Source organism: Nocardia sp. NPDC004718 (genome assembly GCF_053601535.1).
On sequence record NZ_JBSGCA010000028.1, the window covers coordinates 85,397 to 98,546 of the forward strand.

Sequence of the window (13,150 nt, forward strand, 5' to 3'; positions counted from 1 at the left end):
TTCGAGAACCGAGTCGTCGTGGAGGAGACGATGAGCGCGAAGCCGGCGAACGGGAACACCTACAGCTGTCGCCACCTGGGGCGAGTCTCGCCGAGTCGTCGCGGTCAGCCCGCGATCGACCAACTGAACGGACTCGTGGCCGCACGCGCCCGGTTCGGCAGCGCCAGTGCCAGTGCGGCCAGGCCGACAGCCGCGACGGCGATGGCCGAGAGCATGATCATGCTGCCCGGCAGCGTGTGCGCGCGGAAGAACAGCGCGCTGAGCACCGCCAGTCCGACCGAATTGCCGATCTGCTCGATGGTGGGCAGCACGCCTGACGCCTCGCCCATGGCCTGCTCGTCCAATTCCGCCAGCATCAGCGGTTGCAGCGGCACACCGAAGACCCCGACGCCGAAGCCCGCGACAAACGTAGGCCCTAGCACCAGCGGAAGGTTCACGGCGCCATCTCCTACGTACAGGTATCCCACTCCTACCGCGACACAGCCGCCGAAAACGGCGATACCGCCGGCCAGCGCTCGAGTCCCCCAGCGGCGCATCAGGATCGGTGACAGCAGCGCACCCGCGCCCGCACCGAGGGCGAACGGCGTCATGGCGATCCCGGTACGCAGCGCGGAGAACCGCAGCACGTCCTGCAACAGGATCGATACGGTGAACACGAACGCGGTGAACAGGCCGAAGAAGATCGCCACCAGTGCCGATCCGACCGCGAAACCCCGGTCGGCGAAGAGGTCCAGCCGCACCAGCGCCCGGCCGCCTCGGCGGCGCGTCGCGTGCTCGTGTGCCACGAACACCGCGCCGAGCACCACCGCGGCCGCGAGGTACACCCCGTGCAGCGGGCGCCAGCCCGCCTGTTGACTGTCCGACAGCGCGAACAGCAGCCCGAACAGCGCCGCGGTGGCCACCATGGCCCCGCGCAGATCCAATGGCTCCGAATCCCGCGCCGGGCCCGATCGCAGGTAGCCCGCGGCCAGCGCGATCGCCGCCACGCCCAACGGCAGATTCATGAGGAAGATCGCGTGCCAGCCGAGCCCGAACGGATCCAGGGTGATCAGCGCGCCGCCCAGGATCGGGCCGAGCATTCCCGCGAAACCCGCTGTCGCGCCGTACGCGGCGAAGGCGTACTGATGATGCTCACGGCGGAAACTCGCGGTGATGATGGCGATGGTCTGCGCCGCCATCCCCGCGCCCGCCACGCCCTGCGCGATCCGGGAGAGCACCAGTTCCATCGCGGTGGTGGACACCCCGCACCACACCGAGGCCAGCGTGAAGGCCACCGTCGACCACAGGAACATCCGGCGGCGGCCGACGATCGCACCGACGCGTGCGGCGGTGAGCAGCACGCAGGCGAACGCCAGCGAGTACCCGGCCACCACCCACAACTGCTCGGACCGCGACGCCCGCAGCTCCGCGGTGACGACCGGGAGGGCGGTGTTGACGATCGTCACATCGATCATCTGCATGAAGACCGAGATCAGGCACGCCCCGAACGATCCGAGCGCCACCGCGGCCTCTTTGCGGGTCATCGGATCGCCGCTTCGATCATGGGCCACGAATTGCGCAGGTCCTGGTGCCAGTAAGCCCAGGAGTGGGTGCCGTTCGGCCGGAAATCGAAGGTCGCAGCGACGCCCAGCTGACGCAACCGGTCCTGCAACTGGTGCGTGCACAGGTTCGCCACCGCCTCCAACGGTGCCCCGAATACCAGCTGGTAGAGCAGGTGCGCGAAGTCGCCGTGCGCGCCCTCGAAGTTGTCCTTCGGGCCGGGCAGCCCGGTACCAGTGGCAACGTAGATGGCGGTGCCGCGCAGCCGGTCCGCGTGCAGGTACGGATCGTTGGCGCGCCATGCGGGATCGGTCGGCGGCCCCCACATGTTGACGACGGTGCCACGCTGCTGCGTGACGACCGCCTGAACCACCGCCTGCCCCGCGGGGTCGCTGGTGCGCACGCAGCCGCTGTAGGAACCGATGGCCTTGTACAGACCCGGTGCGGCCATGGCCAACTGGAACACCGAGGTGCCCGCCATCGAGATGCCCGCGATGGCGTTCGTCCCGGCGCCGTTGAAGGTGGCGTCGATGAGCGGTGGCAGCTCTTCGGTGAGGAAGGTCGACCAGCGCTGCCTGCCGAGCACCGGGTCGTCGCTGCGCCAGTCGGTGAAGTAGCTTCCCGCACCGCCGAACGGGATCACGACGTTCACCTGCTTGTCGCGAAAGAAATCGACCAGATCGGTGCCGTCGAGCCAATTCCCCTCCGAACCACCGTTGGCGCCGTTGAGGAGATAGAAGGTCGGCGCCGGTGTGTCCGGATCGGCCGCGCGCAGCACCCGAATTCGCGTAGCGCTGTTCATCGCCGCCGAGTACACCTCGAGTTCGGATTGCCGGTCGGATTCGAACCGGGTTTCCACTATTCGCGAGCCGTCCGCCGCGACGGGTCGCGATGGATCGGCGCGGACCAACGGCTGTGCGCCGATCATCACGCAGGTGAAAATCAGGACCGCGGCGAGTACCGCGCCTGTTCGATGCGAATATCCGGGCATGTCGACTCCTGGCCCCGGGTAGGAGGGCTCGAATTCGCAGTCAATAACATCGGGCGGCCCACCCGCCGGATTTTCGAGTGATCCTGTGTTTCCTACCAATTCGATTCGTCGACTGTTTGCCGCATTTCCCAAACCGGGCCCGCGACCATTGCGATCCCGGTGCGGCGGAACCTAGCGTCGAGCGCATGGCGTTCCCTCGACTGTGCCGCGACTCACGCGGAACGGTCCGGCGCGCAATGCTCTTCGCACTGCTGATGCTGATCTGCTCCGGAAGCCCGGCGGTCGCCGAGCCACCCCCGATGCGACCCGCACACGGGCGAGCCGTCGAGCTGACCGTCTTCTCCCCCGCGATGGGCGCAGCGGTATCGGTCATCGTGCTGCCACGCCCGGACCCGTCCCGTCCGGCTCCGGTGCTGTATCTGCTCAACGGCATCGACGGCGGCACCGCGGGCGACGACTGGACCGACCGGACCGACGTCGACCGATTCTTCGCCGACCGGCAGGTGACCGTGGTGGTGCCGGTCGGAGGCGCGGGAAGCTACTTCACCGACTGGCGCGCCGACGACCCGGTCCTCGGCCGTCCGCGCTGGACCACGTTCCTCACCCGCGAGCTTCCCCCGATCATCGACGCCACCTTCGGCGGCACCGGCGCCAACGCCATCGCCGGAGTCTCGATGACGGGCACCTCGGTCTTCCAGCTGGCCATGGCCGCACCGAGTCTGTACAAGGCCATCGGTTCCTACAGCGGCTGCGTGCGCACCAGCGACCCCGCCGGACAGGCCATGGTGGCCGCGATCGTCACCGCGGAAGGCGGCACCGTGACGAACATGTGGGGACCGCCGGGCGATCCGGCCTGGGCGGCCAACGATCCTTACGTGCACGCGGAACGGCTGCGCGGCACGACGATCTACGTGGCTTCCGGAAACGGGCAGGCGGGCCCGCTGGACCAGCCGCACAGCACGGGAATCGACGGCAACCCCGCGAAGATGGCGGACCAGTTGGCCATCGGCGGCATGCTCGAAGCCATCTCCGACCGCTGCACCAGGTCACTGCGCGACCGCTTCGCAGAACTCGGCGTCCCCGCCACCTTCGATCTGCGGCCCAGCGGCACCCATTCCTGGGGCTACTGGCAGCACGACCTGCACAACAGCTGGCCCTTGTTCGAATCCGTTCTGCGGTAGCGGCTCCGGGGCGATCCGCGATCAGCCCCGTCAGGTGCACCCTTCCAGGGTTGCGTGTGCCAGTTCATCGACCACGTCGCCGATCTCATGACGGTCACGCAGCGCTTCGAGCTGGCGTCGGGCGCCGTTGCCACGCTTGCCGAGGTCGGCGATCGCTTCGGTGACGAAGGTTCGGTCACCGAAGTCCCGCAGCGCGGGCTCGATGTGCGCAACGAGTTCGTCCAGCAGATCTCGGTGTGGAATTACACGCCCTTCGACAGGATCGAGTCCGTCACCGTCCAAACCCGACTGCGCGGCGTTCCAGTAGGCGGCGCGAAGTACTTCGGCAGGGACGGGCGGGGCGGGTTCACCCTGTTCGATCGCCCGCACCCCCATGGTGACGGTGGCCCTGACCAAGGCGGCGAGCAGCGCGGCTTCCTCCGCGGTGGCGGGTACGTCGCTGACCCGCACCTCGACGGTAGGGAACGATTCCGAGGGCCGGATGTCCCAATACACCATCTTGTTGTCGAGAATGCTGCCGCTGGCGAGCATCGTCGCGACGATCGCGTCGTAGTCCTCGACGGAGGCGAAGTACGGTGGCGGTCCCGCGCTGGGCCAGCGCCGCCACAGAATGCTGCGCCAACTCGCGTAACCGGTCTCACTGCCACGGTAAATCGCCGAATTGGCGGTCAACGCGAGGAATACCGGCAACCACGGCCGCACGTGATTGCCGACCAGTATCGCGGTCTCGCGATCGGGCACACCGACATGCACATGGCATCCGGACAGTCCTTGTTCATGGGCGATCATGCCGAAGCTGTCGGCGATCCGCCGATATCGAGGCGTATCGGTGACCGGGAAGCCTTCGGGCACGGTCGGGGGCACCGCGACAGCGAGGAGCCGAGCGTCATTGGCGGCCGCGCATTCCGCGACGGTCCTACGCAGCGTGCGCAATTCCGTGAGCAGGGCGCCTATATCGGAATGCACCCCGCTACTGGTTTCCACCTGACAGCTGGTCAGCTCCAACTGCAGATCGATGTCCGCCTTCCTCGCCGCTTCGGCAACTCGGATGTTGGCCGGTGTAGGGGCGCCGGTTTCGGGGTCGGTCAGCAGGAATTCCTCTTCGACACCGACAGTCGGTACATCGTTGTCCATGGTCGTGATCACGCCCTTCGATACTTCGGCCGGTATTCCTCGGTGATAGCGGCCCGTCTCGCGCCGATGTGATCCGCCCAGGCCACTTGCCTACCTGTGTGTCGACGGAGCGAGCGAATGTGTTCGTGCCGTACCCCCTTCGCGCATACCCAAACGATCGGACACCGGCTGGTCAGCCGTCGTAGCCGGTGCGGCGCCCCTCGATTGAGATCGCGCTGGCGGGGTAGATGCCACGTACCTGCGGTGTATCCACTCGTCTTCCGGTGACCGCGCACGACGGAGGTAGCGACATGGCCGAACATCACGACACGGCACCCGGCAGCGTGCCGGCAAATGTTTTGTCGCGCAGGGACTTCGCCGACAGGGTGTTACGTGCCGCGGCAACTCCGGAACGAATCGCCGACGTCGTCGCGCGGATCGTGGGTGAGCGCATCGAGATCGGGCCGGTGCCGGTAGCTTTGAACGGACTCGTGCGCGCCACCGCGATCGCCGAAGCCGGACCCGTACACGCCGTGCGATGCGACTGCGGACCCTGGGATATGACGATCGCGGTGCCCATGCTGCTGCGCCTGCGCGTCCGCCTGCCCTGTCGAACGCTGCGATACATCGGCGCGGCCCGCGTACTGATCCGGCTCGCGTTGATTCCCCGCGAACCCTGCGGACTGTTCATCCGGACCGACGAGGTCCACGCCGAAGACCTCACCATCAGGATGCGCGCTCGCGACCTCACATCCCGACTCGCCGGAGGCGTCGGCCGGGTCGAATCCACCGTGGCCGAGCACATCCTGCGCTACATCGACGAACTGTTCGCAGGCCCCGCGTTCGGCGGCATACGCGACATCGATATCGCCGACATCATCGACCGCGCCTGGGACGCGGGTCTCGTACTCCACTTCCCGGACCGAGCCGCGAGCTGACCCGAACCAGGGCGGTACATCGACTCGGAGCTGGTGATGGCGAGGGGGCGCGCGTTCCTCGGCTGGGTACTTGCGCAGTACTCAAATAGGTGCTATAAGAAATCTATGCCTCATGGCACAAGTTATCTGATTCGTTCTATGCAGAATAGAGTGAGTTGGAGGTGACGATCATGCTGATGCGCACTGATCCGTTCCGCGATGTGGAACGTTGGACGCAGCAGGTGTTCGGCACAGCGGCCGGCCCCGCCGTCCTGCCCATGGACGCCTGGCGTGAGGGCGACCAGTTCGTCGTCGAGATCGACGCACCAGGCATCGATCACGACTCCCTCGACCTGAACGTCGAGCGCGACGTCGTGACCGTTCGGGCGCGCAGACCGGAACTCGACGCCGATCGCGAGATGCTGGCCACCGAGCGGCCTCGCGGCGAGTTCAGCCGCCGACTGTTCCTGGGCGACGACCTCGACCTCGACCAGGTCCGCGCCGACTACGCCGATGGCGTGCTCCGTCTGCGGATCCCGCTGGCGGACAGGCCCGAGCCGCGCAAGATCGAGGTCGGCCGCGGCAACGGGCACAAGGCGATCGACGCCTGACCCCCGGACGGGAGACGCCGTCATGTCCGATTCGGCTGTACGTCCGCGGTCACTCGACGAGTGCGATGCCTGGCTGCTCGACCCCGACCTCGAACGGTTGTTCGCCGAGGTCGACGCGACCCTGTGCGAGGCACGGGCCCGATTGCGCGGGTGGGGGCACCCGTCCATCCCGGCGCCGGGACCGCGGCGCGCCCCGAGCCCTTGTCCCGACCGGGACATGCTCGGGACGCACGGGTGGCACCCCGAAGCAGGGCCTGCCACCGAACGCGGTCCTCCGCAACCGTCACCGCACAGTGAAATGGAAATCGGAAGAAGGAGGTGATGCCCGTATCCCACTGAGAATCCGGTTCCGCGGCGAGGCGGTCGCCGCTCCCTGTACCAGGCGCTTGCGAGCACCAGCGAGCATCTGCTCCACGCGCACCGCCACACCATGTGGCACGCAGGGATGACAGCTCGCCGCAGGAACGACCTCTCGTAGTCACGTCACTCTTCTCCTGATCGGGGGAGGGACCGCAGACCCCTCCCCCGACTCCCCCCGGCTGTTTGCCGGGCCACGGCCAGGGTAGGCCGGAAGAGATTCATCAGGGTGCCAAGAGGAGGCTGTGATGCGACGAGCGCTTCTGATCGTTCACGATATGCTCGCGGAATTCCGGCGGTGACCGACAACTCTCGTCCCGTGGGTGGCTATGTCGCCACGATGGTTGCCTACGCGACTGTAGTGGCGGTGGTCGCACTGCTCGGGAACGCGACAGGTCGCAAGCTTCCGCGCGATATGACCATTCGTGATCTGGTGGTCACCGCGTTCGCCACGCACAAGCTGTCCCGCTTGGGGACGAAGGCCGCGGTGACGGCTCCGGTACGCGCAGCGTTCACGCGACCGGCCGCAGCTGACGGTGGTCCCGGAGAGGTGGCCGAGGAGCCGAAGGCGGCCCACGGTGTCCAGCACAGCATCGGCGAGTTGCTCAGCTGCCCGTTCTGTTTCGACGTATGGGCGATCACCGGTTTGACCATTGGACACGTTTTCGCGCCGCGGATGACGCGCGTGCTGACCGACGCCGCGGCCGCCTTGGCAGGCGCCGATTTCCTGCACCTCGCATATGCCACCGCTCAGCAGATCGCCGAGGGCGAGAAGCCGGCGGCGCTGGGCTGACGAAGCGGTGTTGCACCGATCCGGTTACACGGGCCGCCCAGGTTTGTGGCTATCGCCCCGGCCGTAGCCGCAATCGGCATCGGCGGCTGGATCGATGCGGTCGCGGCAGGTCGTGCGGCGCGGGGGTGGTGTGGGTGCGGGTGTAGGTCAGCACCTGGGTGGCTTCGGGTCCGCGGTCGGTGTCGGCGGCCGGGCCCGCTGTTCGACGCCTTCACCGGCTTGATACAGCGCGAAAGGGATACCCCGGCTGAGAGCGGAGCGTGCGTGGCGCAGCATGCGGCTATCGAAACCGAGTGAAAGGGGCCCGCATCGTGTCGAGCACGCTCGTCGCGCTCTACCAGGCGTCGGGCGAAGGGCCGCCCGGCCTGCTGCCCGCACGCCAGCAGATGGCGTTCTCATTGGGCTGGCACATCGTGCTCGCCTGTTTCGGCGTCGCCTTTCCCGCCATGATCTACGTCGTGCATCGCCGTGGCATCGTTCACGACGACCCCGTGGCACTGGGCTTGGCGAAGCGGTGGGCGACGGTGTCGGCGATCTTGTTCGCCATCGGCGCGGTCTCCGGAACGGTGCTCAGTTTCGAAATGGGGCTCTTGTGGCCGGGGCTGATGGGCCGCTTCGGCGATGTGCTGGGCTTGCCGTTCGCCTTCGAAGGGCTTTCGTTCTTCATCGAAGCGATCTTCCTGGGCATCTACCTCTACGGATGGGGTCGCATGCCGCCGCGCCGCCACCTTGCCATGCTCGTGCCGATGGGCGCCGCCGGGGTGGTCGGCACCTTCTGTGTGGTCAGCGTCAACGCGTGGATGAACAACCCGACCGGATTCCGGCTCGCCGACGGTGAGGTGACCGACGTGAATCCGTGGCGTGCGATGTTCAACGGCGGGTGTACCTGCAGTTCGCGCACATGTGGGTCGGGGCCTTCATGGTCGTCGGATTCCTGGTGTCCGGCGTCTATGCCGCCGGTCTGCTGCGTGGACGTCGCGACCCTCATCACCGGCTCGGGTTCACGGTCCCGTTCGTCTTCGCGACCGTCGCCGCGCTCGCCCAACCACTCCTCGGGCACGTGCTGGGGATGCGGGTGCACGATACGCAACCGTCGAAGCTGGCCGCGTTCGAACTGGCCACCACCACCGAAGGGCCCGCCCCGCTGCGATTGGGCGGCGTTCTCGTCGATGGAGAGGTGCGGGGAGCGCTGGAGATCCCCCGGCTGGGTTCCGTCATCGCCCGCAACTCGCTGACCGCCTCGGTACCCGGATTGGACTCGGTACCGCTGACGGATCGGCCGCCGGTCAACGTCACCCACCTCGCCTTTCAAACCATGGTCGCCATCGGCACCCTGCTCGCGCTCATGGTGATCGTGTTCTGGCTGCTGCGCTGGCGGCGCCACGATCCGTTGGCCGAACGTTGGTTCCTGGGGGCGGCGGTGGCCGCCGGACCGTTGGCGATCCTGGCGCTGGAATGCGGCTGGATCGCGACCGAAGTGGGCCGTCAGCCGTGGACGGTCTGGCGGGTCCTTCGCACCACCGACGCCGCCAGTACGAGCACCGGCTTGTGGTGGACCTATGCCGGCGTGTTGCTGGTGTATACCGGGATGACGGTGGGCGCGACCGTCGTCCTGCGTTCCATGGCGCGGCGCTGGCGCACCGGCACCGCGACCATCACCGCCCCCTACGGTCCGGGTGCGTCGCCGGTCGACCAGGCGCAGCGCGCCCGCAGCGTCGGAAAGCCGTGACCGATGGATCTCTCGGACGTCGTCGCGACCGCGATGTTCACCGGGGTGGTGCTCTACGCGCTGTTCGGCGGCGCGGATTTCGGCTCCGGATTCTGGGACCTGACCGCGGGCGGACCCCGGCGCGGCAGCCGCTTGCGAGTGCTCATCGACCACAGCATCGGACCGGTCTGGGAAGCCAACCACGTGTGGCTGATCTACATTCTGGTTTTCCTCTGGACCGCCTACCCGGCGGTGTTCGCCGCCGTCATGACCACCCTGTTCATCCCGATGAGCCTGGCGCTGCTCGGAATAGTGCTGCGCGGTGCGAATTTCGCGTTCCGCAAGTACTCCGCGACGCTGCGCCAGGCACGCTTGTTCGGCGCCTTGTTCGCGGGCGCGTCGCTCATCACGCCGTTCTTCTTCGGCACCGCGGTCGGCGCGATCGCCTCCGGCCGGGTGCCCGCCGACGGGTACGGCGACCGGTTGCGGTCGTGGCTGAATCCGACCTCGATTCTCGGCGGTGTTCTGGCGGTCGGGACGTCGGCATTCCTGGCCGGAGTCTTCCTCACCGCCGACGCCGCGCGCTCGGGCGACGACGCCCTCGCCGGATACCTGCGCTTGCGCACACTGATCGTCGGTGGCGTGACCGGGGCGGTCGCGATCGCGGCGATCGCGCCGATCCGTCACGACGCACCTACCCTGGGTGCCGGACTCCTCGGGCGCGCCCTTCCGCTCATCGCGGTCTCGGCGGCCGCGGGGGTGCTCACCCTGGCCTTGGTGTACCGCCGCCGATTCGGGTGGGCGCGCGTTCCCGCGACGGTCGCGGTCGCCGCGATCGTCATCGGGTGGGCCGTCGCGCAGACGCCATGGATCCTCGTCGATCAGATGCTCATCGCGGATGCCGCCGGTGCACGAGCAACCCTGGTGGGACTGCTCGTCGTCGTCGCCGCCGCCGCGGTCACCGTGCTACCCGCCCTGGCCTATCTGTTCTGGCTCACCCAGACCGACGCGTGGGTCCGCGACGAGCCCGCGCGCACCGGCGCACCGGAACAGGCGTAGCTACTCCGCCCCAGCGGCACCAGATCCTGGGGTTGCCGGCGGCAGGACCCGCACAGCAGCCGGCCCCTGTTCGAATCGGCGCTGCGGGCTCTGGCGCGATCCGCGATCAGCGCGTTTTCTTCCACGCGGCGTACCGCCCGGGCACGCAGACCGCACAAGGCCGGTAGCCAGCGGAGATCGCGTCGGATTCGGTCGCGAAGAAGACGCGATGCGTGCGGTAGGCGCCCCTGGCGAGCGCACGGAGCGCCGAAGGGCAGTCCAGACGGCCGTAGATGCGGCTGCGACGGTGGCCGCCGTATCGCCCGGGGACGATGCTCCGATACGGTCGGCCGTCGCCGTCGAGCAAGGTGTACACGATGGCTATTCCGCGTCGTGCAGCACGAGACCAAGAGTGTGCCGCACACCGCTGCGTACGCGGCTGACACCGTGGCGGATCGGGGCGCGGGACCAGCCGCGACTGGATGGCGTCGGCCGATCGCGGGTGGTGAAAACCAACGCGTGCCCCTGTTCGAGCACCGACACGGTCGCTTTGGACTGAGCGCGCGGGCGTTGCTCCACGAGCAGGAATTCCCCGCCGGTGTGGTCGATCCCCGGCCGGTCCAGCCCGACGACGACCTGAAGCGAGAAGACCAGCTCGCCGTACAGGTCGCGATGCAGGGCGTTCCAATCACCGGCGTGGTAGCGCAGCAGGATCGGAGTCGGCTTGGTCTGCCCCGCGGCGTGACAGATGTCGAGCCAATCACCGAACTCCTCCGGCCACGGAGCCGCGTCGCCGAGGCGATCGGCCCAGGAACGTGCCAGCGGCAACAGTTTTCGGTAGAAGGCCGCCCGCAGTTCCATGATCGGATCGGGCACCGGATGCGCGAAATAGCGGTAAGTGCCTTCGCCGAATCGATAGCGCGCCATGTCGACGGTGGATCGGAAGCGGGTGAGGTCATCCCACATGGCGGTGAATTCGGCGCACTCCTGCGGAGTGAGGATCGGCCCGGTCGCCGCGCAGCCGTGCGCGTCGACTTCCGCGAGCAGTGTCTGCCACGGCTGGGCGTCGACGCGATCCGCCAGGGCGGCGGCTTCGGCCCGCCCCGGGACGGGAGCGGGCCCGGCACGATGCTCCGCGCAGCGACCGTCCCCAACGGTTCCGGTGCTCGGCTCGCTCATGCCGCCGCCTCCAGATCCAACAGCGCGTGCTTGGCGGTGACGCCGCCGACGTACTGTCCGACGGACCCGTCCCCGCGTACCACCCGGTGGCACGGGATCACCACCGGCAGCGGGTTGCGCGCGCAGGCGGAGCCGACGGCGCGCACCGCGCGTGGGTTCCCGACGGCCGCCGCCACCGCGCCATAACTCGCGCGCTGTCCGTAGCCGATGGCGGGCAGGTGCTCGATCACCTGGCGGCGGAACCCGGCGGCCAGCCGCAGATCCAGCGGCAGGTCGAAACGCGTTCGGTGGCCCGCGAAGTATTCCTCGATCTGCCGGGCCGCCACGTCCAAGCGGGCGGGCGCGGCGAGGATCCGGGGACTGATCCGCCCGGCCAGTGTGGCGAGTACCGCGTCGTGGTCTTCGGTCGGGTAGGCGACGCGGACCAGTCCGGCGGGCGTCGCGGCCAGCAGCAACGTCCCGACCGGGGTCTCCAGCAGGCGGTAGGCGACATCGAGCAGGCCCGCGGCGTCGGCATCGGCGGTCAGTCGCGCGTGCAGCGTGGCGAGCAGGTCGGCGTCCGGGGTCAGCGCGCGCGACAACCCGTCACCGTGATCGAGGGTGGCCATCATGATTCGTCCTTCGGGTAGAGCTTGCGCAGGGTCTTCAGGCCATCCGCGGCGGCGCGGCGGGCGGCGTCCGGAGAGTTGCCGAGCAATTCGGCGATCTCCGCGTGGGGAAGCCCGGCCAGATAGTGGTAGGCGACCGCTTGGCGCTGCTTGGTCGGCAGTGCCCGCAGGGCGGCCCACAGGTCGGGGTCGTAGTCGGCGGGTCCGGGGGCGGTGGCGGGACGTTCCGGCAACGTCTCGGCTGGGACGGGAGCGCGCGTCAGCGCCCGGCCGACGTCGATCGCGCGGCGATGCGCGATGGTGACCAGCCATGCCTCGACGTTCGTGTCCGGGGAAAGGCCGGGAAACGCCCGCAACGCGGAGAGAAACGTTTCCGACCAGGCGTCGGCCGCGTCGGACGGGCCGAGCACCGCCCGGCAGACGCGCAACACCATCGGGCCGTATTCGGCCACTATTTCCTCGAACGGGGGCAGGCTCACACCAGGTAGACGCCGCGGGCGCCGCGAATGTGAGATCCCGTCATCGGGGCCCTTCCCGGCGCGACAGCCCGCTGGCGCGCAGCACTCGCCGCGCGATGCCCGCGCGGATGGACTCCTCGGTGCCGATGATCCGGACGTGGCGGCGTGCTCTGGTGATCGCGGTGTACAGCAATTCCCTGGTCAGCAACGTGGATTCGGGCTCGGGGAGGACGACGGAGACGGTGTCGTACTGGCTGCCCTGGCTGCGGTGGATGGTCATGGCGAAGACGGTGACGACCGCGGGGAACTGCGTGGGATGTACCAGGTACGGTTCGCTGCCACGTTGCAGCGCCGCGCGCAGCGAGCCGTCGGGCATCCGCACGACGACGCCGGTGTCGCCGTTGTAGATCCGCGCCTCGTGATCGTTCGCGGTGACCAGCAGCGGTTGTCCGGGATACCAGGGCGCTTGCTGCGAATCGGGGGCCGCCCCCGCGGCGGCGGCCCACTCCGCGCCCATCCGGTCCCAGCGCTCCACGCCGAACGGCCCCTGCCGGTGCGCGCACAGCAGGCGATGCGTTTCCAGCGCGTGCAGCGCGCCCGTCGCGTCGCCGTCGAGGGCGGCGGCGGTGACCGTCGTCGCGGCCCGCACCACGTCGG

At 68.5% G+C, this 13,150-nt stretch carries 13 protein-coding genes and 1 pseudogene; 6 read left to right on the plus strand and 8 right to left on the minus strand.

Annotation, left to right across the window (positions count from 1 at the left end; all coding sequences use genetic code 11):
• Positions 1 to 104: 104 nt before the first annotated feature.
• Together ACWEH3_RS21895 and ACWEH3_RS21900 are read right to left on the minus strand one after the other, a co-directional pair.
• Entirely contained in the window at positions 105 to 1,523 is a 1,419-nt protein-coding gene (locus ACWEH3_RS21895; protein WP_450014890.1) for an MFS transporter, read from the minus strand.
• A complete protein-coding gene (locus ACWEH3_RS21900; RefSeq protein WP_450014891.1) occupies positions 1,520 to 2,530 on the minus strand; it encodes an alpha/beta hydrolase in 1,011 nt (336 codons plus the stop codon). The genes ACWEH3_RS21895 and ACWEH3_RS21900 overlap by 4 nt, the downstream gene beginning before the upstream one ends.
• Before the next feature lie 185 nt (positions 2,531 to 2,715).
• Between ACWEH3_RS21900 and ACWEH3_RS21905 the strand changes: the two genes are divergently transcribed.
• Positions 2,716 to 3,711, plus strand: coding sequence for an alpha/beta hydrolase (locus ACWEH3_RS21905; RefSeq protein ID WP_450014892.1), 996 nt, complete (start codon positions 2,716 to 2,718; stop codon positions 3,709 to 3,711).
• A gap of 30 nt (positions 3,712 to 3,741) precedes the next feature.
• Here the strand turns inward: ACWEH3_RS21905 and ACWEH3_RS21910 are convergent, their stop codons facing one another.
• Positions 3,742 to 4,845: a glutamate--cysteine ligase 2 gene (locus ACWEH3_RS21910; protein WP_450014988.1), complete on the minus strand. Its 1,104-nt coding sequence runs from the start codon at positions 4,843 to 4,845 to the stop codon at positions 3,742 to 3,744.
• Between the two features lie 290 nt (positions 4,846 to 5,135).
• Here ACWEH3_RS21910 and ACWEH3_RS21915 point away from each other — a divergent pair, with 290 nt between their 5' ends.
• The 5 genes and pseudogenes from ACWEH3_RS21915 to ACWEH3_RS21935 all read left to right on the plus strand — a co-directional run bounded on the left by ACWEH3_RS21915 (position 5,136) and on the right by ACWEH3_RS21935 (position 10,269).
• A complete protein-coding gene (locus ACWEH3_RS21915) occupies positions 5,136 to 5,762 on the plus strand; it encodes a hypothetical protein (protein WP_450014893.1) in 627 nt (208 codons plus the stop codon).
• Between the two features lie 170 nt (positions 5,763 to 5,932).
• Positions 5,933 to 6,352: an Hsp20/alpha crystallin family protein gene (locus ACWEH3_RS21920; RefSeq protein ID WP_450014894.1), complete on the plus strand. Its 420-nt coding sequence runs from the start codon at positions 5,933 to 5,935 to the stop codon at positions 6,350 to 6,352.
• Between the two features lie 655 nt (positions 6,353 to 7,007).
• A complete protein-coding gene (locus tag ACWEH3_RS21925; RefSeq protein ID WP_450014895.1) occupies positions 7,008 to 7,502 on the plus strand; it encodes a DUF1360 domain-containing protein in 495 nt (164 codons plus the stop codon).
• A 386-nt stretch (positions 7,503 to 7,888) separates the two neighbouring features.
• Positions 7,889 to 9,231 (plus strand): annotated as a pseudogene (locus tag ACWEH3_RS21930) (cytochrome ubiquinol oxidase subunit I).
• A gap of 3 nt (positions 9,232 to 9,234) precedes the next feature.
• On the plus strand, positions 9,235 to 10,269 hold the full coding sequence (locus tag ACWEH3_RS21935) for a cytochrome d ubiquinol oxidase subunit II (RefSeq protein WP_450014896.1): 1,035 nt from the start codon (positions 9,235 to 9,237) through the stop codon (positions 10,267 to 10,269).
• A gap of 106 nt (positions 10,270 to 10,375) precedes the next feature.
• On the opposite strand, the gene ACWEH3_RS21940 is transcribed toward ACWEH3_RS21935, so the two are convergent.
• From ACWEH3_RS21940 to ACWEH3_RS21960, 5 genes are all read right to left on the minus strand, one after another.
• The gene (locus tag ACWEH3_RS21940; protein ID WP_355070936.1) at positions 10,376 to 10,624 is read right to left on the minus strand and encodes an Ada metal-binding domain-containing protein; all 249 of its coding nucleotides are present in this window, start codon (positions 10,622 to 10,624) and stop codon (positions 10,376 to 10,378) included.
• A gap of 5 nt (positions 10,625 to 10,629) precedes the next feature.
• The gene (locus tag ACWEH3_RS21945; RefSeq protein ID WP_450014897.1) at positions 10,630 to 11,427 is read right to left on the minus strand and encodes a 2OG-Fe(II) oxygenase; all 798 of its coding nucleotides are present in this window, start codon (positions 11,425 to 11,427) and stop codon (positions 10,630 to 10,632) included.
• Positions 11,424 to 12,035 carry a methylated-DNA--[protein]-cysteine S-methyltransferase gene (locus ACWEH3_RS21950; RefSeq protein WP_450014989.1) on the minus strand — a complete coding sequence of 204 codons (612 nt, stop codon included), beginning with the start codon at positions 12,033 to 12,035 and terminating at the stop codon, positions 11,424 to 11,426. The genes ACWEH3_RS21945 and ACWEH3_RS21950 overlap by 4 nt, the downstream gene beginning before the upstream one ends.
• On the minus strand, positions 12,035 to 12,508 hold the full coding sequence (locus tag ACWEH3_RS21955; protein ID WP_450014990.1) for an RNA polymerase sigma factor: 474 nt from the start codon (positions 12,506 to 12,508) through the stop codon (positions 12,035 to 12,037). The genes ACWEH3_RS21950 and ACWEH3_RS21955 overlap by 1 nt, the downstream gene beginning before the upstream one ends.
• Before the next feature lie 46 nt (positions 12,509 to 12,554).
• Positions 12,555 to 13,150, minus strand: a 596-nt coding sequence (locus ACWEH3_RS21960; RefSeq protein WP_452358376.1) for an ATP-binding domain-containing protein, incomplete at its 5' end; no start/stop codon positions are given.